The sequence below is a fragment of the Sphingorhabdus buctiana genome (assembly GCF_042680825.1).
Taxonomy (GTDB): Bacteria; Pseudomonadota; Alphaproteobacteria; order Sphingomonadales; family Sphingomonadaceae; genus Sphingorhabdus_B; species Sphingorhabdus_B buctiana.
The window spans coordinates 109,609-135,118 of sequence record NZ_JBHUEL010000009.1 but is presented as its reverse complement, the minus strand read 5'-3'; the positions used below and the strand labels follow the sequence as shown (position 1 = coordinate 135,118).

The 25,510-nt window shown below is 59.7% G+C and carries 26 protein-coding genes; 16 read left to right on the top strand and 10 right to left on the bottom strand.

Features of this window, described 5'->3' with window-relative positions; all coding sequences use genetic code 11:
* Position 1: 1 nt before the first annotated feature.
* The 8 genes from ACFSAG_RS10455 to ACFSAG_RS10420 form a co-directional block, all read right to left on the bottom strand.
* On the bottom strand, positions 2–3,256 hold the full coding sequence (locus tag ACFSAG_RS10455) for an efflux RND transporter permease subunit (protein ID WP_381514439.1): 3,255 nt from the start codon (positions 3,254–3,256) through the stop codon (positions 2–4).
* A gap of 1 nt (position 3,257) precedes the next feature.
* Positions 3,258–4,442: an efflux RND transporter periplasmic adaptor subunit gene (locus tag ACFSAG_RS10450; protein ID WP_381514436.1), complete on the bottom strand. Its 1,185-nt coding sequence runs from the start codon at positions 4,440–4,442 to the stop codon at positions 3,258–3,260.
* A gap of 11 nt (positions 4,443–4,453) precedes the next feature.
* Positions 4,454–5,665 carry a TolC family protein gene (locus ACFSAG_RS10445; protein WP_381514433.1) on the bottom strand — a complete coding sequence of 404 codons (1,212 nt, stop codon included), beginning with the start codon at positions 5,663–5,665 and terminating at the stop codon, positions 4,454–4,456.
* A 65-nt stretch (positions 5,666–5,730) separates the two neighbouring features.
* Positions 5,731–6,069 carry a hypothetical protein gene (locus ACFSAG_RS10440; RefSeq protein ID WP_381514430.1) on the bottom strand — a complete coding sequence of 113 codons (339 nt, stop codon included), beginning with the start codon at positions 6,067–6,069 and terminating at the stop codon, positions 5,731–5,733.
* Positions 6,070–6,113: 44 nt separating this feature from the next.
* Positions 6,114–6,794 carry a DUF3703 domain-containing protein gene (locus ACFSAG_RS10435; protein ID WP_381514427.1) on the bottom strand — a complete coding sequence of 227 codons (681 nt, stop codon included), beginning with the start codon at positions 6,792–6,794 and terminating at the stop codon, positions 6,114–6,116.
* A 110-nt stretch (positions 6,795–6,904) separates the two neighbouring features.
* Positions 6,905–7,477, bottom strand: coding sequence for a methyltransferase family protein (locus ACFSAG_RS10430; RefSeq protein WP_381514528.1), 573 nt, complete (start codon positions 7,475–7,477; stop codon positions 6,905–6,907).
* Entirely contained in the window at positions 7,477–7,950 is a 474-nt protein-coding gene (locus ACFSAG_RS10425; RefSeq protein WP_381514424.1) for an HXXEE domain-containing protein, read from the bottom strand. Before ACFSAG_RS10425 ends, ACFSAG_RS10430 begins: the two co-directional genes overlap by 1 nt.
* A complete protein-coding gene (locus tag ACFSAG_RS10420) occupies positions 7,947–8,573 on the bottom strand; it encodes a cation efflux transmembrane domain-containing protein (protein ID WP_381514422.1) in 627 nt (208 codons plus the stop codon). Before ACFSAG_RS10420 ends, ACFSAG_RS10425 begins: the two co-directional genes overlap by 4 nt.
* 84 nt (positions 8,574–8,657) lie before the next feature.
* Here ACFSAG_RS10420 and ACFSAG_RS10415 point away from each other — a divergent pair, with 84 nt between their 5' ends.
* The 4 genes from ACFSAG_RS10415 to ACFSAG_RS10400 are packed head-to-tail and all read left to right on the top strand — an operon-like array spanning position 8,658 to position 11,377.
* Entirely contained in the window at positions 8,658–9,059 is a 402-nt protein-coding gene (locus tag ACFSAG_RS10415) for a MerR family transcriptional regulator (RefSeq protein WP_381514419.1), read from the top strand.
* Between the two features lie 11 nt (positions 9,060–9,070).
* Complete coding sequence (locus ACFSAG_RS10410) at positions 9,071–10,405, top strand: MFS transporter (RefSeq protein ID WP_381514416.1); 1,335 nt, start codon at positions 9,071–9,073, stop codon at positions 10,403–10,405.
* Positions 10,402–10,746, top strand: coding sequence for a YnfA family protein (locus tag ACFSAG_RS10405; protein WP_381514414.1), 345 nt, complete (start codon positions 10,402–10,404; stop codon positions 10,744–10,746). Before ACFSAG_RS10410 ends, ACFSAG_RS10405 begins: the two co-directional genes overlap by 4 nt.
* Positions 10,747–10,759: 13 nt before the next feature.
* Entirely contained in the window at positions 10,760–11,377 is a 618-nt protein-coding gene (locus tag ACFSAG_RS10400; protein ID WP_381514412.1) for a class I SAM-dependent methyltransferase, read from the top strand.
* Here ACFSAG_RS10400 and ACFSAG_RS10395 read toward each other — a convergent pair.
* Positions 11,374–11,763, bottom strand: a complete 390-nt coding sequence (locus ACFSAG_RS10395; protein ID WP_381514409.1) for a MerR family transcriptional regulator — start codon at positions 11,761–11,763, stop codon at positions 11,374–11,376. The two genes, ACFSAG_RS10400 and ACFSAG_RS10395, sit on opposite strands and share 4 nt — an antisense overlap.
* A gap of 71 nt (positions 11,764–11,834) precedes the next feature.
* Here ACFSAG_RS10395 and ACFSAG_RS10390 point away from each other — a divergent pair, with 71 nt between their 5' ends.
* The 9 genes from ACFSAG_RS10390 to ACFSAG_RS10350 all read left to right on the top strand — a co-directional run bounded on the left by ACFSAG_RS10390 (position 11,835) and on the right by ACFSAG_RS10350 (position 22,823).
* The gene (locus tag ACFSAG_RS10390) at positions 11,835–12,638 is read left to right on the top strand and encodes a glutaredoxin family protein (RefSeq protein WP_381514407.1); all 804 of its coding nucleotides are present in this window, start codon (positions 11,835–11,837) and stop codon (positions 12,636–12,638) included.
* A gap of 118 nt (positions 12,639–12,756) precedes the next feature.
* Complete coding sequence (locus tag ACFSAG_RS10385) at positions 12,757–13,236, top strand: SRPBCC family protein (protein WP_381514404.1); 480 nt, start codon at positions 12,757–12,759, stop codon at positions 13,234–13,236.
* A 210-nt stretch (positions 13,237–13,446) separates the two neighbouring features.
* On the top strand, positions 13,447–14,196 hold the full coding sequence (locus ACFSAG_RS10380) for an HAD-IIB family hydrolase (RefSeq protein ID WP_381514401.1): 750 nt from the start codon (positions 13,447–13,449) through the stop codon (positions 14,194–14,196).
* 296 nt (positions 14,197–14,492) lie between these two features.
* A complete protein-coding gene (locus tag ACFSAG_RS10375; RefSeq protein WP_381514398.1) occupies positions 14,493–15,776 on the top strand; it encodes a SulP family inorganic anion transporter in 1,284 nt (427 codons plus the stop codon).
* Positions 15,777–16,163: 387 nt separating this feature from the next.
* Complete coding sequence (locus ACFSAG_RS10370; protein ID WP_381514395.1) at positions 16,164–18,506, top strand: glycosyltransferase family 4 protein; 2,343 nt, start codon at positions 16,164–16,166, stop codon at positions 18,504–18,506.
* A 75-nt stretch (positions 18,507–18,581) separates the two neighbouring features.
* Positions 18,582–19,883 carry a glycoside hydrolase family 130 protein gene (locus ACFSAG_RS10365; RefSeq protein ID WP_465270197.1) on the top strand — a complete coding sequence of 434 codons (1,302 nt, stop codon included), beginning with the start codon at positions 18,582–18,584 and terminating at the stop codon, positions 19,881–19,883.
* Between the two features lie 307 nt (positions 19,884–20,190).
* Entirely contained in the window at positions 20,191–21,726 is a 1,536-nt protein-coding gene (locus ACFSAG_RS10360) for a PAS domain-containing sensor histidine kinase (protein WP_381514523.1), read from the top strand.
* On the top strand, positions 21,719–22,345 hold the full coding sequence (locus tag ACFSAG_RS10355; protein ID WP_381514391.1) for a response regulator transcription factor: 627 nt from the start codon (positions 21,719–21,721) through the stop codon (positions 22,343–22,345). The genes ACFSAG_RS10360 and ACFSAG_RS10355 overlap by 8 nt, the downstream gene beginning before the upstream one ends.
* Before the next feature lie 79 nt (positions 22,346–22,424).
* The gene (locus ACFSAG_RS10350; RefSeq protein WP_381514389.1) at positions 22,425–22,823 is read left to right on the top strand and encodes a response regulator; all 399 of its coding nucleotides are present in this window, start codon (positions 22,425–22,427) and stop codon (positions 22,821–22,823) included.
* Positions 22,824–23,110: 287 nt separating this feature from the next.
* Here the strand turns inward: ACFSAG_RS10350 and ACFSAG_RS10345 are convergent, their stop codons facing one another.
* Positions 23,111–23,446 carry a hypothetical protein gene (locus ACFSAG_RS10345; RefSeq protein WP_381514387.1) on the bottom strand — a complete coding sequence of 112 codons (336 nt, stop codon included), beginning with the start codon at positions 23,444–23,446 and terminating at the stop codon, positions 23,111–23,113.
* A gap of 556 nt (positions 23,447–24,002) precedes the next feature.
* Between ACFSAG_RS10345 and ACFSAG_RS10340 the strand changes: the two genes are divergently transcribed.
* From ACFSAG_RS10340 to ACFSAG_RS10330, 3 genes are all read left to right on the top strand, one after another.
* Entirely contained in the window at positions 24,003–24,404 is a 402-nt protein-coding gene (locus ACFSAG_RS10340; RefSeq protein ID WP_381514384.1) for a hypothetical protein, read from the top strand.
* A 134-nt stretch (positions 24,405–24,538) separates the two neighbouring features.
* A complete protein-coding gene (locus ACFSAG_RS10335) occupies positions 24,539–24,994 on the top strand; it encodes a heavy metal-responsive transcriptional regulator (RefSeq protein WP_381514381.1) in 456 nt (151 codons plus the stop codon).
* A 93-nt stretch (positions 24,995–25,087) separates the two neighbouring features.
* Positions 25,088–25,477 carry a hypothetical protein gene (locus ACFSAG_RS10330; protein ID WP_381514378.1) on the top strand — a complete coding sequence of 130 codons (390 nt, stop codon included), beginning with the start codon at positions 25,088–25,090 and terminating at the stop codon, positions 25,475–25,477.
* The last annotated feature ends 33 nt before the right edge of the window (positions 25,478–25,510 follow it).

Here is a 25,510-nt window from a genome sequence, read left to right as displayed (position 1 = left end):
TTCATTTTGCGGGTAATTCTTCGCCAAGCGGACTGACATCGGTATAGTCGCCCGGCACATGATGTTTGTGCCGTCCGCGCAGCAGCAAGTGGCTGATCGCCGGCAGAACAAACAGCGTGAGCAGCGTTGATGTAATCAGACCGCCGATCACGACGATCGCGAGCGGCTTTTGCACCTCGGCGCCGGTGCCCGTGGCGAGCGCCATCGGCACGAAGCCGATGGCCGGGACAATACCCGTCATCAGCACCGCCCGGACGCGCTCCATTGTGCCTTCGCCGATGGCTACATCGACGGGTTTGCCCTCGTCGATCCGCTGGTTGATGCTCGACATGACCACCAGACCGTTGAGCACGGTGACGCCCGACAGCACGATGAAGCCAACCGCCGCCGATACCGAGAATGGCAATCCGGTCAGCAGCAGCGAGAACACCCCGCCAGCAAGCGCCAAGGGGATCGCAGAATAAACCGCGATCGCTTGGCGTACACCACCAAGAGCCATGAACAGGATGCCGAAGATTGCCGCAAAGATGATCGGAATGACGATCGACAGACGCGCCGACGCGGCTTGTAGATTTTCAAACTGGCCGCCCCATTCGACAAAGGCCCCGGTTGGCAATTTTACCTGCGCATTCACCTTTTCCTGCGCCTCGGCGACGAACGACCCCAGATCGTTGCCGCGCACATTGGCCTGCACGACAACCCGGCGCTTGCCGTTTTCGCGGCTGACCTGGTTCAGACCCTCGGAAAAGCCGAACTGCGCAACTTCACGCAAAGGAACCGACGCACGCGCCCCGCCTTCGCCCGGAAGCAGGACCGGCAGCGCGCCGACCGCATCGAGATCATCGCGTGTGGCCCGGTCGAGGCGCACGACGATATCGTACCGCCGGTCGCCTTCGAAGACGATTCCCGCCTCGCGCCCACCCAGAGCGGCGGCAACCGTGTCGCTGACGTCCTGCAACGTGAGGCCATAGCGCGCGATGGCATCCCGGTCGAACTTGACGTCCAGCACCGGGAAGCCAGCGGTTTGCTCGACCTTGACGTCGGCCGCGCCGGGAACGGTATTGAGGATACCGGCAACCTGCTGCGCCGCCGCACTCATCTCATCGAGATTGTCGCCATAGAGCTTGATTGCGATATCGCCGCGCACACCGGCGATGAGTTCGTTGAAACGCAGCTGGATGGGCTGGCTGATCTCGAAGGCATTGCCGACCAGCGGCTTGATCTTGCCCTCGACGCGCTCGATGACGTCCTCCTTGGTTTCGACCCCTGCGGGCCACTCATCGCGCGGCTTCAGGATGATGAAGGTATCCGAGGCGTTGGGCGGCATCGGGTCGCTGGCGACTTCGGCCGTACCTGTCTTCGAGTAGATCAGTTTGACCTCGGGGAGCGAGGCGACGGCCTTTTCAACCTTCAATTGCATGGCCTGGGAGGTGTTGAGCGAGGTCGAGGGGATACGAAGTGCCTGCATGGCGAGGTTGCCCTCGCCTAGCACTGGAATAAACTCGCTGCCGAGCAACCCGAACACCAATACCGCCGCCATGAAGGTCCCGCCGCCGGCACCGATCCACGGCCAGGGCCGGGCGATGACGCGCTGGAGAACCGGCTCATAGCGTTCCTTGACCCAGGCAATCGCCTTTACTTCCTTTTCGGCAACCTCGCCGCGAATGAGCAGAGCTACCATCGCAGGGACAAAGGTCAGCGATGCGATGAACGCGCCGCCGAGCGCCAGCATGACCGTGATCGCCATGGGCGAGAAGGTTTTGCCTTCGACGCCGGTAAAGGTCAGCAACGGCACGAACACCAGAAAGATGATCGCCTGCCCGTATATTGTCGGCCTGACCATTTCGCGCGAGGCTTCGAACACCTCGTGCAACCGTTCGTTGAGCGTCAACAATCGCCCTTCATGATGCTGTCGTTCGGCAAGCCGCCGCAAACAGTTTTCGATAATGATGATCGAACCATCGACGATCAATCCGAAATCGAGCGCGCCCAAACTCATCAGATTGCCCGACGTGCCGGTGATGTTCATCCCCGTTCCCATGACGAGGAACGAGATCGGGATCACCAAAGTCGCAATGATGGCCGCGCGGAAGTTGCCGAGGAGCCAGAACAGCACAGCCGCCACCAGCAATGCGCCTTCGGCCAAATTCTTCTCGACCGTGCCAATTGTGGCGTCGACCAATTGCGACCGGTCGAGCACGGGTTTGACGACAATGCCCGGAGGCATGGATTTGGTCACTTCTTTCAGCCTTTCGGCCGCCGCAGAGGCGACGATGCGGCTGTTGCCGTTGGCGAGCATCAGCACGGTGCCGACAACGATTTCCCTGCCATTTTCCGACGCCGAACCCGTGCGCAATTCGCCGCCGATCTGAACGGTCGCGACGTCACGGACCGCAACGGGAACACCGCCACGGCTGGCAACCGTCGCACGCGCAATTTCATCCAGTGTGCGGATGCGACCATCGGCGCGGACAAGGAAAGCTTCCCCGCCGCGCTCGACAAAATTGGCACCGACCGAGATATTGGCCCGCTCCAGAGCATCGGCCAGTTCGGAGAATGAGATGCCGTAGCTCGACAGCTTCGACGCGTCGGGCTGGACCACGAACTGCTTTTCATAGCCGCCGATCGAATCGATCCCGGCAACGCCCGAGACCGAGCGCAATTGCGGGCGGATCACCCAGTCCTGCACCGAACGCAAATAACCGAGCTTCGCGATCTCATCGACGAGGATTTCGCCCGTCGGTGTCATATAGGAGCCGTCGGGCTGGAAGCCGGGCTTGCCTGCAATCTTAGGGCTCTCCTTGGTTCCCGGCTTGGCGAAATCGACGGTATACATCAGCACTTCGCCAAGACCGGTCGACACCGGCCCCATTTGCGGTTCCGCGCCCGCAGGCAACGTGCCCTTCGCCTGGTTGAGCCGTTCGGCGACCTGCTGGCGGGCAAAATATAGATCGGTATGGTCTTCGAAGATCACCGTGACCTGGCTGAAACCGTTGCGCGAGATCGAGCGCGAGCTTTCGAGCCCCGGTATCCCGGCCATCGCAGTTTCGACCGGAAAGGTCACCAGCCGTTCGATGTCGAGCGGCCCCAAATTGGGTTGGACGGTGTTGATCTGCACCTGCTTGTTGGTGATGTCGGGAACGGCATCGATCGGCAGCTTCAAGAGCTCCGACAGACCGTAGGCGGATATGATGAGCGTGAGGATGACCACGCCCCAGCGGAAGCGAATCGACGCGTCTAGAAGTTTATCGATCATCTCAATGCTCCGCCTCGCCCTTGCCGATTTCGGCTTTGAGGAGGAACGCCCCCTTGGTCGCGATCACCGCCCCCGGCTTCAGACCATCGACAATCTCGATGCGCCCACTGTCGCGCTTTCCGGTAACTACGGTCGTCGCCTGAAACCCCTTGGGTGTTTTGACGAACACGACTTCCTTGCCTTCGACGGTCTGCACCGCTTCTTCAGGTAAGGCGATCAGCGCATTGTCACCGCCGCCACGCGGCTTGATGCGGGCGCGCAAGCCTTGGCCAGCGGTGAGCCCGCCAATGCCTTGCGGCGTCAGAACGACGGTGGCGGTCTTGCTCTCGGGGTCAAGACCGGGCGTCACCGAGCGGACGACTGCGGAGACGGTGTCTCCGCCGACAAGTTCGATGACCGCAGTATCGCCGGGCTTGATGCGGCGGGCATCGGCGGCAAGCACCGACGCGTTGATCTGGATGCGATTGGGGTCGGAAATGCGGAAAAGCTCGGTTCCGGCAAGCACATAGGAGCCGAGTTTTGCATCTGCCTTGGTGACTCGGCCCGAAATCAGGCTGATAACGCCCAGCGTCCGGCCATCGCCCGAGACCTTGGCGGCAGCGGCCGCCGACTGCGAACGCCGCGCCTCAGCCTCGGCTTGCGCCAAGGCGGCTGCCGCAGCCTCGAGATCCTGTCGCGCGGTTACTTTTGCATCGAACAGCTTTTTCTCGCGCGCATAGGTCGAACGGGCCAGCGCCAGATTGGCGGAGGCCGAACTGCGCTCTGCCGATATCGAGGCCGCATCGCGGCTTTCCATGACCGCGACCGCTTCACCGGCGCGGACAAAATCGCCCAATTGCCGGTTGATCCTGACCACTGCGCCATCGGCACGCGCGGTCAGCACGGCCTCGCCTTCGGGTGTTGAGGCAACGACGCCCTGCGCCAGAATTTCCGAACCAAGCCCACCCGCCTGTATCGTCTCGGTGACGATCCCTGCAGCTTTGGCGCGCGCTTCGTCCATAAGGATCTGGCCTTCGACATGGCCTTCCTCCTCTTTTTCTGCTGCCGCTTCGCCCTCGGCTGCGGCGACCACGGCTGGTCGCGGCGCAAACACGGTGCGCCCGAGGATCACGCCGCCGCCGCCAAGCACGAGCGCTGCGACAGCGACCCCTGCGATAAGTTTGTTTCGGTTGATTTCAGTATCCACGATAAATTCCTTTACTGCGCGTTGGCGCGAACGAGGGCGGCAGCCGCGCGGGCTCGATCGAGACGCGCCTCGATCAGTAGAAGCTTGGCTGAGTTATAGGCTTGCTGAGCGTCGATGAGCTCGACGAGCGAAAACTTGCCGGCTGCGTAGCCGGCTCGGGCGATCCGTAAGGCTTCCTCGGCCTGGGTCGCCCCGGCCCCCGACAGCGCCTCGACACGCATCTGGGCGGCGTCGAAAGCGAACTGGGCGTCGTGCCTGGCCCGCTTGGCGTCGAGACGCGTTTGGGCAAGGCTTGCCTCCGACGCGAGGCTATCGGCCTGCGCCGCAGCGATACCGCCGCGATTGCGATCTCGGATCGGAAACGGGATCGAGAAACCCGCCACAACCGCGGTTTCCCTGCCATCTGCGAAACGGCGAACGCCCGCGCTGGCAGTCACGTCGGGGACGGCCGTTGCTTGGGCGAGTTTGATCCGCGCGCGCGCGGCATCGCGCTCGGCCTCGCTCAGCCGCTCGTCCAAACCCGAGACATCATGGGCGACTTCGGGCGGAGGCGGTTGGTCGCTTGTATCTCCCGCCGACAGTTCGGGATCGTTGCTGCCGATGAGCGAGGCGAGCAACCGCCGTGCCGCCAGCATGTCGGCGAAAGAGCGGGTCTGTTCGGCCTGGGCTTCGGCAAGAAGCGCATCGGCACGGAGTTTGCGCAGCGGTGGATCGCGTCCGGCCTCGACAAGCAGACCTGCGGTTCGCGCCAGTTCTTGGGCGCGGCCGACATTGTCCCGGGCGAGGACGGCGCGGTCTTCGGCGGCCTTCAGCTCGGCATGGGCGACGCGCACATCGCGTGCGAGATCGAATTGCGCCCGGGCAAAAGCGAGAAGCGCGAAATCACGTTCGGCCTTGGCGACCGCGACCCGTGCACTTCGCTTGCCCCCAAGCTCGAGGCGTTGGCTCAATTCCAGCGAGGTTTCGGACGTCCGGAAATTTCGATAGGGTCCAGTACCCCCGAAATTTTCGACAGTGACGCCAATTTCGGGATTAGGCCCGACACCGGCTTGGCGCGCGCGGGCTTCGGCAGCATCGGCGAGCGCCTTTGCTTGCGAAATCCGCGGGGATTGCTCGGCACCTAGCGTAAGGGCCTGAGAAAGCGAAATGGGTTCCGCTCGGACGGCGGTTCCGCTTATACAAAGCGCTCCCGCCATAAGCGCGGCGCGCAACGAAATAGGCATGAATAAACTCCCTGAACCTGAAGTACAGGCGCAGGCGCACGGGGCGCCGACGCAGCGGACTCAGGTCAGGCAGCCGGGGGTTGGACGGGGGGCGCTTGCGCGAACGAAGTGAGAGCGGCAGTGCTTGACGGTTTGACAGGCGCCGCTTTCAGTGAAGACAAAACTGCAAAGGGCTTGTCAACGGCATTTGCCGCCGTGCAGCAATGGTGATGCCCAACCGCGTGCCCAGCCGGGTTTGAACGCCGTTCGGTATCGTCCTGGTTGCCGGGGGTAACTTGATCGATTGCGTCGACAGCCACAAGGATATTCGCCGGTCCTTCGACGCTACATGCGAGCGAAGGTCCACCGGTACCACCCCAGAGAACCGCAAATGCTACCAAAAAGGTGAACAAACGCATGCGCATGCCGAAGCCGGTAGCATTTACTTTCCTATTTCGCAACGCAACAATCACTTGCCGTGCTCATTTAGTTCCGATGCCAGATCATCCGGGATCGGCATCGCCTTGAAAGCACTGACATTCGACCGTCCAGTATTGCCGATCGGGATGCGTCCGGTGAGCGCTCCGAGCGGGGCGAGAGCAAGCCGGACGATCTGCCCGGTCACTTCGCGCCGATCGCGTAGATGCACCGCAAAGCCAAGCATAGCCCAGTGACTGGCGAGATGTGGACCGAGATACGGCTGCGAGAGGATATGCGCGCGTTCGAGCGCGACCCAAGCGCAATTTGCGTCATTGGCGGCACGGGCGGCGCGATATGCCGACATTTCATCCGCGATCAAGCGACGTGCATTGAGGGTACGCGCAAGCCCGCGCCAACGCCTCTGCCGGTGCCAGTAGAAGAGCTGAGCAAAGGCCCAGATGAACGGTGTCACGATCCCGGCAGAGATTTCCACCTCATCGCTGTAGAATGTGCCGCCACTCTCGGTGGGCGCTATGGTGATCCAATGGTCCCACTTGGATATCAACGCGCTGTGTCCATTGTCGCGTAGTTGTTTTGGCCAAACACCTGTCTCGGGCTGATGCACTGACGTCACGATCCACTGTGTCCCAAAGGGCACGACACCGAATAGTCGCAACTTCATCGGATAACGCCCGCCCGGTTTGAACGCCTCGAACGGTTCATCGCTCACTGGTGAAAACCGCACCAGGGGCCAAGCAATGTGCATCAGTAGCTTCGCTGTCTGAACCTCAGCCCACACGGTTTCAGGGGGAAGCGCGATGATAGTTGAGCGCGACAGCTTCATGTGCGTTCTCCCATTCCAATCCAACGTGGCACAGAGGCCATAAAGTCTCGATAATCCTCTCCAAAACTGGCTTCGAGGTGCGCTTCTTCAATGCGAACCTGTAAGGCGCAGGATGCGACAAACAGCGCCAGGGCGGCCCAGCTCCACCATGTGCCGGATATCGCCGCCGCAGCTAGCCCGACCAGCATCATGCCGACGAAGATTGGATTGCGGCTATATCGGAACAGGCCATGTGAAACGAACAGCGGTGCGTCGCCCTCCCGGACTCCAACCCGCCAAGCCCGGCCCATCTGCGCTTGCGCGGTGATCACTACCGCCGCGCCCGTCGATGCCGCAACCGCTGCCAACATAGTCCGGTAAGGGTCGCCCGCTGTGGCCAGCGCTGCTGCGATCAACAGCGCCGTCACACTGAGCGCAAAGCTGGCACCGGCGACCCGCTGGACGCCCTTTGCCGATGCGAAGGCCCAAGGCCGGTCGCCAGTGGTCCGCCGGATCGCAATGCCACGCCATAGCGTCGCCGCGATGATCGCAATCATCGCGACCAATGGGATGAAGTGGAGAACGGACATCACGCTGGGGTTTCCGAAGAGCCGCGCCGGAAATTCCAGCCAATGTTCATATTGAGCCACAAACTCGCAACGGCAACGCCGCCCATGACGGTCCCGAGAGAAATCGCCGTTGCCAGATCGACGCCGGCCAGGGAGACAAGTCCTAACTGCCAGATTGTCACAGGCACGAAAAGCAGCGCCGCGCTAAATAGCCCGGGCGAATATTCGCCAAACAGCCACCATGTTGCGAAATGAAAGATTGCATTGGTGAAGAGGCCCCATTGCACAGCGACCGCCCAGATGGTCCACATTCGCGTCGGCTCGCTTGCCGCTTGCGCGCAAATGCCCGAAATCGCCGCAATCAGGAAGATATGCGAATAAACATACCACGCGCGGCTTGTCGCTCCGAAGTGACGGGTCGCCCAATCCGGAAAATGCCGCCATTCCTCGGCAATGTGGACCAAAAAGATAATCGGCGTCACAAGGAAAGTCATGCTGCTGCAGCCTTGAGTTCGCCGGTCGCCTGGCGGAACACCTGGAAACCGCCCGTCAGCGCCAGACCCGCCATGATGGACGCAACAATCAGGTCGGGCCACGCGCTGCCGGTGCCGAACACACCCAGCGCCGCCAGCATCACCGCGACATTGCCAATGGCGTCGTTGCGGGAGCATATCCACACTGAGCGCATATTGGCGTCGCCCGTGCGGTAGCGATAGAGCAGCAACGCAACGCCAACATTCGCCGCCAGTGCCAGCGCGCCGATCACGCCCATTGTCTGGGGGTCGGGTGCGGAACCTGCAAAAAACGCGAAGACCGCGCTGCCGAACACCCAGCCTGCAAAACCAAGCATGAACAGCGACTTCACAAGCGCCGCCCGTGCGCGCCACGCCAGCACCGCGCCGACCACCGCAAGGCTGACGGCGTAGTTGGCGGTATCGCCCAGAAAATCGAGAGCGTCGGCCTGCAACGCGCGGCTGTCCGCCGCCGCACCTGCGGCCATCTCGATCAGAAACATCGCCGCATTAACGATCAGCGCGATCCATAAAATGCGCCGCCAGCGTGGATCGGCCTTGGCTGTTTCGCTCCCGCAGGCGCTTTCGCAGCAACTATCACTCATTTCCAAATCCTTCTCGACAACTTGCGAGTCGGACGCCTAACTACACCCTGAAGCAACTACAGGGTCAAGCCCAAAGGAAATGCTGTGAAAATCGGAGAACTCGCAAGCGCCACGGCCACCAATGTCGAGACCGTGCGCTACTATGAAAAGATCGGTCTGCTCGCACCGCCCGCACGCACTTCCAGCAATTATAGGGCCTATGGCGCTGACCACCTTGCCCGCCTCTCTTTCATCCGGCGCGCCCGGGATCTTGGCTTCACCCTCGATGCGGTCCGCGAACTGCTGACGCTTTCGGACGACACGGGGCAATCCTGCGAAGCGGTCGACGGCATCGCCAGCATCCACCTGACCGAAATCGACCGCAAGATCGGCGACCTGAAGGCGCTCCGCTCCGAGCTGAGCCGCGTCCTCGGCTCGTGCAGCCATGGCACCGTCGCCGACTGCAAGATCATCGAAACCCTCGCCCCGCGCGGAGAGGCTGTCTAAGGCACATTCATATGTTTTCGGTCCTCGCCAATCGCACCTATCGCCATCTGCTGTTCGCACAAATCATTGCGCTGGTCGGCACCGGGATGGCGACGGTCGCGCTTGGCCTGCTCGCTTATGATCTGGCGGGCGGCAATGCGGGTTCGGTGCTGGGGACCGCGCTGGCGATCAAGATGGTCGCCTATATCGGCATTGCACCCATCGTCGGGGCCTATGCCGACCGTCTGCCGCGCCGCGCCTTTTTGGTTGCGATGGACATGGTGCGCGCGGGCGTTGCGCTGACGCTGCCCTTTGTCGATCAGATCTGGCAGGTCTATGCGCTGATCTTCCTGCTGCAATCGGCCTCTGCCGCCTTCACCCCGACCTTTCAAGCGACAATCCCCGATGTGTTGCCCGATGAGGCCGACTATACCCGCGCGTTATCTCTCTCGCGGCTCGCCTATGATCTGGAAAGCCTGCTCAGTCCGATCCTTGCCGCAGCCTTGCTGACCGTGATCAGCTTTCACTGGCTGTTCGCAGGCACATCGGCGGGCTTTGCGATCTCCGCCTTCTTCGTGCTGTCGGTGGTGCTGCCGACGTCGCCAGCCAAACCGCAAAGCGGCGGCATCTATGCGCGCACCACGCGCGGTATCCGCGCCTATCTAAAAACGCCCCGGCTGAAGGGGCTGCTCGCCATCACCTTTGCCGCAGCGGCGGCGAGTTCGATGGTGATCGTCAACACCGTCGTCATCGTCCGCGAGATGCTAGGGCTCGGCCAGCGGGAGGTCGCGCTCACGCTCGCGGCCTATGGCGGCGGATCGATGCTCGCGGCGTTCGCGCTGCCGCGCCTGCTCGACCGGATGAGCGACCGCAAGGTCATGCTGTTTGCCGCGATACTGCTATCGGTTGGTCTCGGCACAATGGCCGCCGCGTTCGCGAGCGGCTTTGCCATCTGGTCGGTTGTGCTCGCCGGATGGATCGTCCTCGGCATTGCCTATTCGATGAGCGTCACGCCTTCGGGTCGTCTACTCAAACGCTCCGCCGGAGAAAGCGACCGCCCCGCGATTTTTGCAGCGCAATTCGCGCTTAGCCATGCGGCATGGCTGCTGTGTTACCCGCTCGCGGGGCAGATTGGCGCACAATTCGGACAAGCAACCGCTTTTGCTATATTGGCGGCGGTCTCGGCTTTGGGAACGGCCGCAGCAATCCTGCTGTGGCCGCGCTCCGACCCGGAAACCGTCGCGCATGACCATGCCGACTTACCACCCGACCATCCGCATATCAGGCAAGAGCATCAAGGCGGGCAGACCGCAGCACATGTCTTTGTCATTGACGACCTGCATCCCCAATGGCCGCGAAACGCATGACCTCGCCCGTCCTGTCCACTGCGCTCATCTATGCCGCCGCGGCGCTTGCCGAAATCGCAGGTTGTTTTGCTTTCTGGGCATGGTTGCGGCTGGACAAATCGGCATGGTGGACATTGCCGGGGCTGATTTCGCTGGCGATTTTCGCGCTGCTGCTCACTCGGATCGACAGCGCCGCCGCCGGACGCGCATTTGCGGCCTATGGCGGCGTTTACATTGCCGCATCGCTGATCTGGCTGTGGAGCATCGAGGGTGTTCGACCCGACCGATGGGATTTCATTGGCGCGACGATTTGTCTGGCAGGGGCGGCAGTCATCCTGTTCGCGCCGGGTCGGATGGCATGATAAGAGTAGAGCGATGACGAACGAGCCAAGCGCCCATTGGGAAAATGTTTATGCAAACAAGGATGCGAGCCAAGTCAGCTGGTTCGAAGAAACCCCAGCGCTGTCGCTTGAACTTATTGCCGAGAGCTATGACGGGCGTGGTAGCGTCATCGACATCGGCGGCGGTGCTTCCGGGCTCGCAGGTGTGCTTGTTGAGGCGGGTTACGCGCCGGTTGCGGTTCTTGACCTGTCGGCTAATGCGCTCGCCGTTGCCAAGGCCAAACTTGGCACCAAGGCCAGCGCTGTCGAATGGATCGTCGCCGATGTAACCGAATGGCAACCTGCGAGGCGCTTCGATGTCTGGCATGACCGCGCGGCATTTCATTTCCTCACCGAACCGGCGCAGCAGCGCGCCTATGCTCAAACACTGCGCTCGGCCCTTAGCCCCGGCGGGATTGCAATCATCGGCACATTTGCGCCCGACGGGCCGGAGCGGTGCAGCGGATTGCCAGTCGCCAGACACGATGCCGCCAGTATCGCTGCCATTTTAGGCGAGGAATTCGAACTGGTAAGTGAACGACGCCACGAGCACAGAACGCCCGGCGGTGCGGTGCAGAAATTCCAGTTCAGCACATTTCGCCGAACAAGCTAGCTCCGTTCGAAGGCCCGAATGATCGGACATGCACCGCTGCTGCCGCTGGTGCATTCGGTGGCTAGCCCGGCAAGAGCATTTCGCGCGTGCTGCAATTCTGCAATCTTCTGGTCGAGTGCCACTATCCGTGCCTCAGCCATTGCGCGCGCCCTATTTCGGTCATCGGTTGCATCAAGTGCCAGCAACTGTCCGATCTCATCCAAGGTAAAGCCCGCCGCTTGCGCCTGCCGTACGAAGCGAAGTCGGCGCAGGTCATTGCCATCATAGCGGCGGATGCCAGCGTCGCGATCCGGCTCCGCGAGCAATCCGCGGCGTTGATAAAAGCGTATGGTTTCCACGCCCACGCCGCCTGCTGCCGCAAGTTTTCCGATGGTCATGGCATTCATCGCTTGACTCCGTACTATGATACGGAACCTATATAGGTCGGGTGATGTTATTTACCAGCAAGGAATCACCCATGACTGAAACCGCCATTGCAACGCTGGCGCAAAACAGCGCTGTTACAAAAACGGCCGTCATCCACAGGATGGTTATGCCCAACCATATCTGCCCCTATGGCCTCAAGGCGCTCGATCTCCTTAAGCGCAAGGGCTTCGTGATCGAGGACCACTGGCTAACCACGCGCGAGGAAGTTGACGCATTCAAGGCTAAGCACAATGTGCAAACCACGCCACAAATCTTCATCGGCGGCGAACGCATCGGCGGGCATGACGATCTGCGCCGCTATCTTGGCCTCAAGGTCGCCGATCCTAAGGCAACGACGTATCAGCCGGTGATCGCGCTGTTCGCCCTGACCGCGCTGATGGCGCTTGCGGCAAGTTTCGCGGTCTATGGCACGCCCGTCACCATTCGCGCTGCTGAATGGTTTATTGCATTCAGCATGTGTATCCTCGCGATGCTCAAGCTCCAAAATGTCGACAAGTTTGCGACGATGTTTCTGAACTACGATCTGCTGGCGCAGCGCTGGGTGCCTTATGGCCGCATCTACCCGTTTGCCGAAGGGTTGGCCGGCGTGCTGATGGCGGCAGGCGCGCTCAACTGGTTGTCGATCCCGGTCGCGCTCACCATCGGCAGCATCGGCGCGGTATCGGTGTTCAAGGCAGTCTATATCGACAAGCGAGAACTGAAATGCGCCTGTGTCGGCGGCGACAGCAATGTGCCATTGGGCTTTGTGTCGCTCACCGAAAATCTGATGATGATCGCAATGGCGCTGTGGATGCTGCTTGCGCCAGCGATGCTGCACACAAGCGTCTTACGATAATTGCTTTGACTGCGTTCGCCGCTCGCAAAACCACTTGACCTGCGCCTAGGGTCAAAGGCGCAAAAGAAGTGACGACGAATTCAAAAAGCTCAAACCAGTGTAGGGTGGATTGCGGACAATGTACCGGCATCACTATGAAACCAACCGCTTCCTGGAAGCCAGCCCGGCAGACGTTTTTGCCGAACTTGACGACCATGAGCGCCTGTCAGTGCACATGATGCGCTCTTCGGCAATGATGGCTGGAGCCTCCATGCGCCTCGAACTCGACGCAGCGAAAGGTCGAAAAACTGGTTCAAAAATGACCTTGCGCGGGCGGGTGCTCGGTCTCCCACTCAATGTTGAAGAGGTTGTGATCGAATATACGCCTCCCTTGCGGAAAGTCTGGGAAACGGTCGGAACCCCTCGATTGCTTGTGATCGGCCGTTACCGGATGGGATTTGAGCTCGAACCTGGTGACCACGGCTCACGCCTGACGATTTTCATAGACTATGATCCGCCAGTTGGGTTCGGGAATCGAATCAGTCGCTTGCTGGGCCCGGCATATGCCCGCTGGTGCACCACCAATATGGCCGACGGTGTGGCCCGGCATTTCGGTTGAGTCGGTCCCTCGGACAATACTTAGATCATCGAGCTTTAGGTCGCGCTACACTGCGAAAAAGCGGATGTGTCAGTGCCCACAAATCTACCCGGCCCAACGCCAAAACCTGCCGGAATGCCGATGCGATGTCCTACCACCGACGCCCTGCATCGCGTCTCGATCGATCCAATCGAAAAGCAACGGTCGATGGGCGAGAATTAGGAATATCTTATGAAGAGCCTGATTGCTTTCGACCTGGACGGCACCCTTGCCGAAAGCAAGCAACCAATCGATCCGGAAATGGCAGAGCTTCTCACCAGACTGCTCCAGCGTGCAAATGTGGCCATAATCTCGGGCGGCGATTGGCCACAATTCGAAACCCAGCTAGTTTCGCGTTTACCAGTTCATGCGGAGCTTCAACGGCTCTTCATCCTGCCGACCACAGGGACAAAACTTTATCGTTTCGATCATGGCTGGAGAGCCGTTTATGTCGATGCCTTTTCGATCGAGGAGCGCCGTTACATACTCTCATCAATCGAACGGATCGTCGAAGAATCAGGCTTGCAAGAAGCGCGAATCTGGGGCGAGCGGATCGAGGACCGCGGCAGCCAGATAACCTTCTCCGGGCTTGGCCAGCTCGCGCCACTGGCGGCAAAAGCGGGTTGGGACCTCGACTTCGCCAAGCGCAAGCGCCTTCAAGCAGCGCTCCGCGCAGCCCTGCCCGAGCTGTCGATCAACATCGGCGGCTCGACATCGGTCGATATCACTCGGCAAGGGGTCGACAAGGCTTACGGAATGCAGCGGCTTGCAGAGTATTCCGGTATTCCTTTTGCAGCGATGCTGTTTTTCGGCGACGCCATCTACCCCGGAGGCAACGATTATCCGGTTCGCGAAGCCGGAATAGACACGATCGCCGTACGCGATGTGGCCGAAACCAAAACCGGACTTTTGGCACTCATCGCCTGCATGAATTCCTCGTAAGCGGCAGCTCTACAAAATCATTTGTGACCGCGCATTCAGTTCGGGCAAAAGGGGCGATCCCTATATTGGCTGGCAATACCATTGTGGCAGACTACAAGCAACATCCGCAGCCATACGCACCTGTCGCCTTCAAAGTGGAGTCTGGAACGCCTTTTGAAGGTAACTTCGGCGTTGAAAGATTAAAGTGAGGTGTTGGCGTTTGCCCGAGTGCAGTCATTTCCGATTTTGAAATGCATAGAGCGGACGTTGGCACTGCACGTCCAAAATAGCATGTCACGGGCAGAGAGAGCGATTCAATGAAACCGAAAATTCTCACCACTGTCCGCGATTACTCGCCCCGCCTTTTTGCAGCTGATGCGCTTGCCGGCGTGACGGTAGCGCTGGTTGCGCTGCCACTGAGCATTGCGATCGCTATTGCATCTGGCGCGCCGCCTGCGGCCGGCATGGTGACTGCGGTTGTCGGCGGTTTCCTGATCTCGGCGCTTGGGGGAAGCCGAGTGCAGATCGGCGGGCCGACCGGGGCCTTCATTGTGATCGTCTATGGCATCATTCACGATCACGGCATGAACGGCCTGATGGTTGCCACGCTGATGGCCGGCTGTATCCTCCTCATTGCCAGCGTGCTGGGTGCGGGTCGGTTGATCCGCCACGTGCCGGAACCCGTGATCGAAGGCTTTACCATCGGGATTGCGCTCATCATCGCTGTCAGCCAGATCAAGGATCTTGGCGGAATGACCGGTCTCCAGCTACCAGCGGATTTCATTCCCAAAGTGAGCGCGCTTTGGGCGATGAGACAAACGATCGACCTGGCGTCGTTGATGCTGGGAAGCGGGTGCGTAGCTGCGATCCTGATCCTGCGAAATCTGGGACCCAAGTTCCCCTGGCTCGTTCCGGTCGTTGTCTTGGCGAGCATCGCTGCAACTTTGGTTTTGCCGTCAGTCGATACCGTCTCTGCACGCTATGGCGACTTGCCTATGGGTCTGATCGCGCCGCGGCTTCCCGTGATCACCTCTGAGACAATCGTCGAAGTCCTGCCGTCCGCGCTGACCATTGCGTTTCTGGCCGGAATCGAGTCGCTGCTCTCCGCTATAGTCGCCGACCGCATGATCGGTGGCGCTCATCGCTCCAGCGCCGAATTAATTGCGCAAGGGGCCGCGAACATTGCTTCGCCGCTCTTTGGCGGATTGCCTGCTACCGGTGCAATTGCTCGGACGGCAACAAATGTGAATGCGGGCGGCCGCACACCCGTCGCTGGCATGGTTCATGCGATTGTGATTCTGCTGGCGATGCTGTTTGCCGCGCCGCTGGCTGGTGCACTTGCGCTTCCTGCACTTGCCGGGTTGCTCATTGTGACCGCCTGGACGATGAGCGAGCCGCACCGCTGGACCGAGCGGCTCCGTCTGCCAAAAGCCGACCTCGCATTGCTCTTGCTTACAATGACGCTGACCGTCTTGGCTGATCTGACCGTCGCCATTGCGGTCGGAACCATGATCGGAATGACATTGCGGTTTGCTCGAGGCAAGATCGAACCGCCGCGCTGGCATACACCGTTTTCGCGACGCGGTGACCAAGAGGATTAAAAAACGAACATCAATTGGCCCGGCTCTAGATGAGGTTTGCGTCGGCCGCAGCCGACGTCCCAATCGAAATTGATCAGGCCGTGTTGCTTCATCTGCGATGCCACGGCGAATGAGCGAAGTGGAGTGCTCTCTTCCGTCAGCACCCTTTCTGGGAACATTACTTACAGCAAGTTTCAACGGCCATCGCTAAACAAGCATGATCATGCGCTAGCGTTCGCCAGTTGGATGGAAACGAGGCTGAATAATCCACCTTGACTCCGGACCATGGTCCACAGGCGATAGCTGGCGCGGTCAGAAACAGTCCGCGGAAGATTCTCCTCTCGACTGCGCCCACCGCGCAGCGCCGAACAGCGAGAACTGAAACCCTCGGCGATTGAAAGGTTCGGTATGCGCAATCCAAGTCCTATACCCTCGCTTCGGCGTGTCGCTTTGGTCGGCACATCAGTGCCCAGGCAGTGCGGTATCGCGACGTTCACCGACGACCTCTACCAAGCCCTAAGCCGTACTGATCACAGCCTCAACATGAGCGTGGTCGCGATCAACGATTGCACCGACGCCTATGTCTATCCAGGCTATGTCGCCTTTGAAGTTCAAGCGGATGATCCGGGAACCTACGCCGTTGCCGCCGATTTTCTGGGCGTATCCGACACAGAGATCATTTGCCTCCAGCACGAATTCGGGATCTTTGGCGGACGCGCCGGCGAACATGTCCTGAGCCTGATCGAAGGACTGACCGCACCGCTTGTAACGACCTTGCACACCGTGCTCGAAAAGCCCGATCACGATCAACTCAAGGTCATGCGCGCACTTGTAGAAAACTCCGCACGGCTGGTGGTGATGGCGGAAAAGGGCCGCCAAATTCTGCAGGACACATACGGCGTACCCCCTGACAAGATTGCGGTCATTCCGCATGGTGTACCCGATCGCGCCTTTCTCGATCCGGCGCTTGCGAAACACGCACTCGATCTTGCGGATCGCACCTTGCTTATGACCTTTGGCCTGTTGGGGCCGGGCAAGGGGATCGAGACGGCCATTGAGGCTCTGCCCGCCCTGATCCGCAGCCACCCCAAAGTCCTTTACATGATCGTTGGAGCAACCCATCCAAACCTACTGCGCAGTGAGGGCGAACATTATCGGCAGGGTCTTGTATCGCTCGCCGAAAAACTCGGCGTCCGCGATCATGTCCGCTTTATTGATCGCTATTTCTCGCTCGAAGAGCTGCTGGACCATCTTGCCGCGTGCGATATTTATCTGTCGCCCTACCCAAACGAGGCGCAAATCGTGTCGGGCACGCTCGCCTATGCGCTGGCGTTGGGAAAGGCGGTGGTTTCGACACCGTTCTGGTATGCGCAGGAAATGCTTGCCAACGGTTGCGGGGTGATTGTGCCTTTCGCGAAGCCCGACGCCTTGTCCGCGGCAATTGGGCGACTGATTGACGACGACAAGATGCGCACCGGAATTCGCACGCGCGCTTACGAACAGGGCCGAGCGATGATCTGGCCACACGTTGCCCGCCAATATCTCGCATTGTTTGACGAGGTCAGGTCGGCCAGCCGGTCGAACGGAGCACAGATTATCTGCTTTCCGGTGCCGGAAGCCATTGCCCCGCCGGCGATCTCGACCGCGCACCTCGCTTCGCTCACCGATGATGTCGGGTTGATCCAGCACGCAAAATTCGGCGTTGCTCACCGTCGGCACGGCTATTGCTTGGACGACAATGCCCGGGGCCTGCTGGTGATGGCGCAGCTCGCGATGCATCGCAACCTGACACCTGACGAAGAAAGGCTCAGCGGCATTTATGCGGCCTTCGTCGAAGACGCTTTTTGCCCGACGACGGGGCGAGCGCGAAACTTCATGCGCTTTGACCGGACGTGGGTCGAAGAGGGTGGCGAAGACGACGCTCTCGGTCGAGCCCTCTGGGCGCTGGGCAACGTGGCAATAATGAATGACGAGCGCGGTCTTGGCAGCTGGGCTGCAACCCGACTGCTCGAAACGGCGCTGCTCCTGCCAAATTGCAAGGCCCCCCGTTCATGGGCTTATGGCCTGCTCGGCATCGCCGCCTTCCTGAAACGCTTCCCCGGTCATCGATCATTTGAAGCCATTCGCGACGACCTCGCCGGTCGGTTGCTTCAGCGGCACCGAGACGCTGCCGGCCCGCAATGGACATGGTTCGAGGACCGCTTGGGATATGACAATGCGCGGCTGTGCGAAGCGCTGATCATCTGCGGACAAGACACCCATGACGGCGTTATGCTTGAGGCGGGGCTCGATACGCTTCGCTGGTTGATGGAGCTTCAACGCGCGCCGGACGGCCATTTCCGGCCGGTAGGAACCGAAAGCTTCGGCATTGACCGCAGTTTTCCCCGAGCCTTCGACCAGCAGCCCCTGGAGGCCTGGGCCGCAGTCAGTGCTTGTCTGGCAGCGGCCAAGGCTGCGCACGACCCGCAATGGCTACAGGAAGCCCGGCGAGCCTTCGCCTGGTTCTTCGGCGAGAATGACCTGGGCTTGCCGCTCGTCGATCCAGCGCGCGGTGCCTGCTTTGACGGGCTACACCCCGACCGGCGCAACGCCAACCAGGGTGCCGAGTCAACGCTCGCCTATCTTGCCGCGCTGACAGCACTCACCCGGTTCGCAGCCGAAGCAGACCGGCAGGAACCCGATTGCGGCTTGCCGCACCATAGCGACGCCCGATCAAGCGGGAAGATCCTGCACCGGCTCGCGAAATCATGAATATCGCGAACGTCGACGATCAGCGGGAACCCTGACGCCGGGTGCAACCAGCAAGATCTGAAAGGAAGGATATTCATGTCGAGCGCAGCGTTTGTCAGAAGACTGCCCATCTTGCTGCGGCCCAATCCGGCCAGAACCGTGATCAGGCCCTATATGCCTTCGAAGGATGGCTACAAATATGCACGGGAAGATCGCCCGCGTTCGCAACGCATTGCGGACCGCGTTCTGGGCTTGGACGAGCAAACCCTGAAAGATGAACTCGACCGGGTGTTGCGGGACTTTTCCGGACGACACCGCAACGTATCCTCTTTGTTCCTGCGCCGCTTTCACGAGGTCGAAGGGATTGATATCTGCGAATGCCAAGTCAGCGACGAACAAGCGCTCCTCATTGGCGCCCATTTTTGCCACGAATATTCCTATGAAGCGGCCGCACTTTTCAATCCCAGCATTGTCGCTCACCCAGACCAGTCGGATGTTCCGGACGGCGCCATGCGCTTTGTTCTCTCGCTGCGCGGCGTCGGCGAGGGCCATATTTCGTCGATTACCTTCCGCACCGGTCTTTGCCTCGCCGATGGCAGCATCACGATCAACCCGCCGAGTCCAAGGCCGGTTGTCCTCGCGACCGAGGATATTTTTGCCGAACGAGGGCCTGATGCCGGAATACGGGTCAAGTGCGATGGTAGCCATGATCTCTCCGAAATCGTCATCTTCCCGACAACGCCGAGCCAGCGCAGCGGCATCGAAGATCTGCGGCTAGTGCGGTTCATGGCGGATGACGGAACCGCAACGTATCACGGCACTTATACCGCGTTTAGCGGGCAAGCGATACGCCAGGAACTGCTGAGCACGCCAGACTTCCGGCACTTCGAACTAAGACCGCTCCAGGGCGACGCAACGGCGAGCAAGGGAATGGCGCTCTTTCCTCGGCCCATCGATGGAAAATTCTCGATGCTGGGGCGCGAGGACAATGAAAATATCTGGTTCCTGACTTCGACCGACATGCATGACTGGAGCGGTGGCGCCAAAGCGGTCGATCCGCGCTGGCCTTGGGAATTTGTGCAGATCGGAAATTGCGGATCTCCGATCGAGATTGAAGAGGGCTGGCTAGTTATCACGCATGGCGTCGGCGCGGTGCGCAATTATTGCATCGGCGCGTGCCTGCTTGATCGCAACAATCCCGCGAAACTCCTGGCGCGCACGACACAGCCGCTGCTGCGATCCGACATGGACGAACGCGAGGGCTATGTGCCCAATGTCGCCTATAGCTGCGGATCGATGCTGCACGGACGACGCCTCGTCTTGCCCTATGCGCTGGCTGACAGTTTCACGACCTTCGTCACGATCGAGCTAGACCAGCTCCTTGCAGCGATGGATTGAAGGCTACAGTTACCGCCTTTCCTTCTTTTCTCACCTTGTTATTTTTTGTGGCTTGCTTCCGCCAGATTGCAAGGGATCGGCGCTTGGCGTGCGTATCTATCCATGAGACCAGAACACCGGGAAGGCCGACGCTATAAATGGCAGTTTTCGCTCAGCTTCTGACGGGGATGTCAGCTTGCAAAACGAGCCGTGTTTTGCAGCGTGCCGCCAATGGCGTGGGTCTCGTTAAGGCGTCTCGTCGCGCTGGCCCCTCTCAGCTGGAACGCGGTGGCACAAAAAAAATGGCTCGCTCTCGGGTTTGCCGATGATGGCACGGCGCGAAACTATCCGGTCTCCGGTTCAGCCCTTTGCGCACGCGCTTGGTCCGCTCATGCTGCACGGCATTACCGGCTATGTTGTCTATTGCCTGAACCCTTCTGGTATCATCCTCGACATCAATCGCGATGCGGCGGTCATACTGCACCGACCCATTGAAGATTTGCGCGGTCTATCGCATGAAATCTTCTACCCTCCCGACGAACTGGAGACCGGTCAGCCTGACACCGATCTTGCCATCGCGCAGGCCAACGGCATGCTTGAACGCGACGCTTGGCGTGTGAGAACCGATGGCACCGAATATCTTGCAAGGCTGACGATCAACCCCCTTCTCGACACCGCAGGAACGGTTGAGGGTTTTGGCTGCATCGCGCGCGATATTACTGAAGAGGTTTCGATGCGCAGGTCGTTCGAAGCCCGCGAACAGCATTTACAATCAATTTTAGCGACTGTGCCCGATGCCATGGTCGTCATCGACGAGACAGGCCGTATCACGTCGTTCAGCGCTGCCGCCGAACGGCTTTTCGGCTATCGCGAGCGCGACCTTCTGGGCGAGAATATAGCCTGCCTCATGCCCGAGCCCGACCGGTCGAGACACGACCAATATATCGCCCATTATCTGCAAACAGGCGAAAAGCGGATTATCGGTATCGGGCGCATCGTTGTCGGGCTGCGTAAGGACGGCACGACTTTCCCGATGGAGCTTTCGGTGGGTGAGGCTGGCGAGCAGGGCAGCCGGGTCTTCACCGGCTTTGTCCGCGACCTGACCGCAAAGGAACGTGATGACCTGCAGCTAAAGACACTTCAGGCCGAGCTCGTTCACGTATCGCGGGTAAGTGCAATGGGTACCATGGCGTCGACCATAGCCCATGAACTCAACCAGCCTCTCACCGCCGTTGCAAACTATCTTGAAACCGCATGCGATGTGCTCGACGGTAAAAGCCAAATCTCCGCGACGCTGCTCCGCAATGCGCTGGGCGAAGCGGCCGACGAAACGCTTCGTGCAGGATACATCGTTCGTCGCCTGCGTGACTTCGTGGCCCGAGGCGAAGTTGAAAAGACCATCGAAACCCTGCCGGACCTGATCGATGAGGCGAGCAAGCTTGCCCTGATTGGGGCGCGTGAACGCGGCGTTCGCAGTTTCTACATTTTCGATCCTGAAGCCACACCGGTGCTGGTCGATCGCGTCCAAATCCAGCAGGTGCTCGTGAACCTGATGCGCAATGCTGTGGAGGCGATGGCAGATGCCGGGGTCCGCGAGCTTCGCATCGCGACGAGACTGCTCGCCGACGGCTATGTCGAGGTTTCGGTCCAGGACAGCGGCCCCGGGATCTCGGCTGACATCCTGCCGCGCCTGTTTCAGGCGTTCGTGAGCAGCAAAACCGAGGGCATGGGTCTGGGCCTTTCGATCTGTCGCACTATCATCGAGGCCCATGGTGGCCGCATCTGGGCGGAACAGCCTTCAGCCGGTGGCACGACTGTCCGATTCACCTTGATCCATGCGCGGACGGAAAGCGGCGATGAGTAGCACCAAAATCATTCATCTCGTCGATGACGAGGAGGCAATCCGGAAATCTGTCGGCTTCATGCTCCGCAGTTCGGGCTATATCGTCCATAGCTATGCGTCTGGAACCGAATTCCTTAAGGCTGCATCCGCCGCCGGAATAGGGTGTGTGCTGCTCGATGTTCGCATGCCCAAACTGGACGGCCTTCAGGTCCAGGCAGCGATGCGTGAGCGCGGGATCACGATGCCAGTCGTCGTCCTGACCGGTCATGGCGATGTTTCAGTGGCGGTGCAGGCGATGAAGGCTGGTGCTATCGACTTTCTCGAAAAGCCGTTCGAAAAGGCGGTGGTGCTCGACGCGATCGAGCGCGGTTTCGCAAGGCTGCAGAATGCCGGAGCACGCGACGTCGAGGAAGCGGAAGCAGAAGTTCGTTTGGCGCTCCTGACGCCTCGAGAGCGCGAGGTGCTCGACGGGCTTGCAAAAGGCTATCCCAACAAGACCATCGCGTACGATCTTGGCATCTCCTCGCGCACGGTCGAAGTGCACCGCGCAAGTTTGATGAGCAAGCTGGCGGCGCATAGCCTTTCCGATGTGTTGCGGATCGCGTTTGCCGCCGGAGTGGGACGCCAAGGGGCTCGGTAGGAGGTTTACTTACAGACTGAAGAGCAAATTTTTGGGACTTTCGGCTCGAACAATCACCTTCATTCGAGCACCCGATATCATGTCCGTACCGATCAGGAAACCGCCCGTAGCCCCATTTACAATCCTCGTGTCGGATGATGACCATCGGGTTCGTCGTTCGATCCAGCTGATGCTGTGTTCGTGCGGATATGCGGTACGAAGCTACACCAGCGGCAGCGCGCTCCTTGCGGACCCGCAAGCCATGTGCGGCAATTGTCTTGTTGTCGATTACCATATGGTGGATGTTGACGGGTTCACCATATTGCAGACATTGCGGGCCAAAGGCTGGTGCGGGAAAGCCATCATGGTATCGGCATATTGCGACCAGTCGCTCGACGCGTGCGCACGCAAGACGGGCTTTGACGAGGTGATTGCAAAGCCGTTCGTCGCACGCGCTATCATCGACGCAATTGCACGCTATGCTCCGCCAAAGAAATGAAATTGGCACCTTTCCGCATGACGCGGCGGTAGTCTGCCTTGTAACATCATCGTCGAACCGACCGCCCGGCAAAGGTATTCCGCAGCGGCTCGCGTTTCCGTATCGACCAGCGCAGCTTGGCGCCGCAGCTGGATGCTAATTCTCTTCTTTACGATCAATGAGAAGGAGGCTGGTCACGACGCAACCACGGAGGGATTTTGCACGCGCCCATAGCACGATGCTCCCCTTGCTATGGGCAGAACGGGTCACTCTCCGCCGACGGCTCGGGAGATCCGGCAGCTCAATGACTACATGTCTTCGTGCTCCGACATTGGCATGTCGGCAGGTTTGGTTGCAGGCTTGGTCTTGCCCATCCCCTTCATCTTGCCGGCCTTGTCGGAACATTTCATTCCTCGCATTCCGGCTTTTCCCTTCATGCCCGAATGATCTTTCATCATCTGGTCGTGCATCTGTTTGTCCCCGCTTTTCATGCAGTGATCGTGCGGTTTGGCCGGCTTCGCCTTCGTGGCGGTAGCCGCTGGCTTTTTTGGTGGAGCCATGGTGCTGTCGTCGGCATAGGCCGGTGCTGTGGCGAGCGCGCCCAGACTCAGGGCCGCAAGGAAAGAGGTAAAGCTGCGCATCATATTCTCCAGATTTGGTTGTGATGTCCAACCCGCATGGCAAACGCCCAACGGATCAGTGAGTGTGCGCAAAATGCTCTCAACTGATCCGCGTTCCTATACGTGGTGTCCACAACTGCGGGGATTGCGTAACCTGATCGGCAATTGTCGTGCGCGTTGGCCCGAAACCCAGGAGGGATCAGAACGCATGCTGGCCTTGCCTGAAAACAACCCCTTGACCTTGGACCATGCTCCATAGGCTAGACATCTTCATCCGAGTCGCCGACGCCTTCGAACGCGCCGCCAAGATGGAGCAAAAAATGCCTGAATTCTGGGGAAAAGTGGCGAAAGCACAGCTGCCCGAACCATGTGGTTCAAACACACAAGTCCGGGCGTCCCTGTGCACTCTACGTATTGTTTAGGCTAGGCAGGATGAGGCAAATTGACCGGGTTGAAGTGATCGATTTCCCTGCCAGGCATCAGCGCCGAATGGCTTGAAGCGATGGCCTTGGGATCATTCCTTCAACTGAAATGCAGAAGCTCAGACTTTGTTCGGAACTTCGCAGGAGGAACAACAACCATGCTGTATGGCAATCAGCCAGCAGACCAAGTCGAAGGGAAACAAATCGTCATGAAAAACTTATTTGCACCTCTGTTGATCGGAGCCGCCCTTTTCGCGGCAACACCTGTTCTCGCGCAAGGGCTTGACCACACATGGATCATGCGCGGTCATGTCGTTGCGGTCGAACCGAACGACCTAGTTATCTGCATCGGCAAGAGCGACGGCGCGCAGCCCGGACAGGTTCTGGAGGTATATAGAGCTGAGTATCAGCACAATCACAAATCGAATGCGCCAACCTACAAGCGCGTTAAGGTCGGTTCGGTCAAGATTAGCGAAGTTGTCGATGATCATTTTGCGCGCGCGCAAGTGACCGAAGGCAAGATTGTTAAGCACGACATCGTCGAGCTCCGAAAGAACTGACCCAAGGGCGGGGCAGCCTAAGGGGGCTGCCCAGCTACCAGCTTCGCGACAACAATCAAATTCTTTGCCCCCGCTGAAATGATGATGTCGCGGGTTGAGAGAGGCGATGTGCGCCCGCGAAAGAGAGGAGGCTGATGATGCGAGGCTATACGATTGGTGCCCTGGCAGCCGCGTGCTCGGTCGGACGCGATACCATTCGCTATTATGAGCGCTCGGGCCTGATGCCTCGCCCTGACCGGACGACGAGCGGCTACCGCATATACAGCGGCAGCGACGTTGAACGTGTCAACTTTATCAAGACAGCGCAGTCGCTCGGCTTCACGCTCCAGGAGATCGGATTGCTCCTATCGATCCGCAGCTCGGCCTCGGCTTCGGCGGCAGACGTTGTAAAGCTTACCGAAGAAAAGATCCAAAGCCTGACAAGCAAGCTAAGGCAGCTGCGCGGAATCAAACAGGCCCTCGAACAGCTTGTTGCTGATTGTCCGATCGACGTCCCGGTGAGCGACTGCCCGATCATCTTGTATATGTCCCACCCACCGCATCGGCACCGGCACAAGAGCCATGGGGCACCCATGGCAACCGGGCCCTGACAGACTTCGGCAGGCGGGCAGCACCCCCCGGACCTTCCCCCCCAACGGTCGCCGCCTGCCGGAGACAATTCGCCAAAAATGAAAGGAAAGATCATGACTAGGAACAATATCAGATTGAGTTCAGCCTTACCGTTGATCGCCATCGCGGCAACGCTGGGTGCGTGTAACCCCACGACCAAGACCGATGGTAATGCCACCGACGCCAACACGACGGTCCAAGCAATGCCCGCCGACGAGACCGGCAAGTCCGAAGATGCAGCCGAAGTCGCCCGCGAGATGCACAATCGCATGAACGACGACCAGGCGATGCACGATTCAATGAAGGGTGGCGCGATGGCGGACGATCATATGGACAAGATGGGTCCAGGTGGGATGAACGATCCGGCGATGAAGGGCGGCAATATGAAAGGGATGGGCGACAAGCCTGCACCCGATGCGGCCCCCAAAGACAAGTCGGATCCGATGCCGATGAACGATATGTGACCGGTAAAGCCTGACGTCTGTCAGACATGATCA

Bases quoted from the DNA above. Each gene is read 5' to 3' on its own strand.
- ACFSAG_RS10365 (WP_465270197.1), top strand. From the start codon at position 18,582: ATGTCGAGCGCAGCGTTTGTCAGAAGACTGCCCATCTTGCTGCGGCCC.
- ACFSAG_RS10350 (WP_381514389.1), top strand. From the start codon at position 22,425: ATGTCCGTACCGATCAGGAAACCGCCCGTAGCCCCATTTACAATCCTC.
- ACFSAG_RS10380 (WP_381514401.1), top strand. From the start codon at position 13,447: ATGAAGAGCCTGATTGCTTTCGACCTGGACGGCACCCTTGCCGAAAGC.
- ACFSAG_RS10340 (WP_381514384.1), top strand. From the start codon at position 24,003: ATGCTGTATGGCAATCAGCCAGCAGACCAAGTCGAAGGGAAACAAATC.
- ACFSAG_RS10370 (WP_381514395.1), top strand. From the start codon at position 16,164: ATGCGCAATCCAAGTCCTATACCCTCGCTTCGGCGTGTCGCTTTGGTC.
- ACFSAG_RS10405 (WP_381514414.1), top strand. From the start codon at position 10,402: ATGACCTCGCCCGTCCTGTCCACTGCGCTCATCTATGCCGCCGCGGCG.
- ACFSAG_RS10345 (WP_381514387.1), bottom strand. From the start codon at position 23,446: ATGATGCGCAGCTTTACCTCTTTCCTTGCGGCCCTGAGTCTGGGCGCG.
- ACFSAG_RS10410 (WP_381514416.1), top strand. From the start codon at position 9,071: ATGTTTTCGGTCCTCGCCAATCGCACCTATCGCCATCTGCTGTTCGCA.
- ACFSAG_RS10430 (WP_381514528.1), bottom strand. From the start codon at position 7,477: ATGTCCGTTCTCCACTTCATCCCATTGGTCGCGATGATTGCGATCATC.
- ACFSAG_RS10390 (WP_381514407.1), top strand. From the start codon at position 11,835: ATGACTGAAACCGCCATTGCAACGCTGGCGCAAAACAGCGCTGTTACA.
- ACFSAG_RS10420 (WP_381514422.1), bottom strand. From the start codon at position 8,573: ATGAGTGATAGTTGCTGCGAAAGCGCCTGCGGGAGCGAAACAGCCAAG.
- ACFSAG_RS10395 (WP_381514409.1), bottom strand. From the start codon at position 11,763: ATGAATGCCATGACCATCGGAAAACTTGCGGCAGCAGGCGGCGTGGGC.
- ACFSAG_RS10360 (WP_381514523.1), top strand. From the start codon at position 20,191: ATGGCACGGCGCGAAACTATCCGGTCTCCGGTTCAGCCCTTTGCGCAC.
- ACFSAG_RS10335 (WP_381514381.1), top strand. From the start codon at position 24,539: ATGATGCGAGGCTATACGATTGGTGCCCTGGCAGCCGCGTGCTCGGTC.
- ACFSAG_RS10445 (WP_381514433.1), bottom strand. From the start codon at position 5,665: ATGCCTATTTCGTTGCGCGCCGCGCTTATGGCGGGAGCGCTTTGTATA.
- ACFSAG_RS10425 (WP_381514424.1), bottom strand. From the start codon at position 7,950: ATGACTTTCCTTGTGACGCCGATTATCTTTTTGGTCCACATTGCCGAG.
- ACFSAG_RS10385 (WP_381514404.1), top strand. From the start codon at position 12,757: ATGTACCGGCATCACTATGAAACCAACCGCTTCCTGGAAGCCAGCCCG.
- ACFSAG_RS10355 (WP_381514391.1), top strand. From the start codon at position 21,719: ATGAGTAGCACCAAAATCATTCATCTCGTCGATGACGAGGAGGCAATC.
- ACFSAG_RS10400 (WP_381514412.1), top strand. From the start codon at position 10,760: ATGACGAACGAGCCAAGCGCCCATTGGGAAAATGTTTATGCAAACAAG.
- ACFSAG_RS10455 (WP_381514439.1), bottom strand. From the start codon at position 3,256: ATGATCGATAAACTTCTAGACGCGTCGATTCGCTTCCGCTGGGGCGTG.
- ACFSAG_RS10440 (WP_381514430.1), bottom strand. From the start codon at position 6,069: ATGCGCATGCGTTTGTTCACCTTTTTGGTAGCATTTGCGGTTCTCTGG.
- ACFSAG_RS10330 (WP_381514378.1), top strand. From the start codon at position 25,088: ATGACTAGGAACAATATCAGATTGAGTTCAGCCTTACCGTTGATCGCC.
- ACFSAG_RS10375 (WP_381514398.1), top strand. From the start codon at position 14,493: ATGAAACCGAAAATTCTCACCACTGTCCGCGATTACTCGCCCCGCCTT.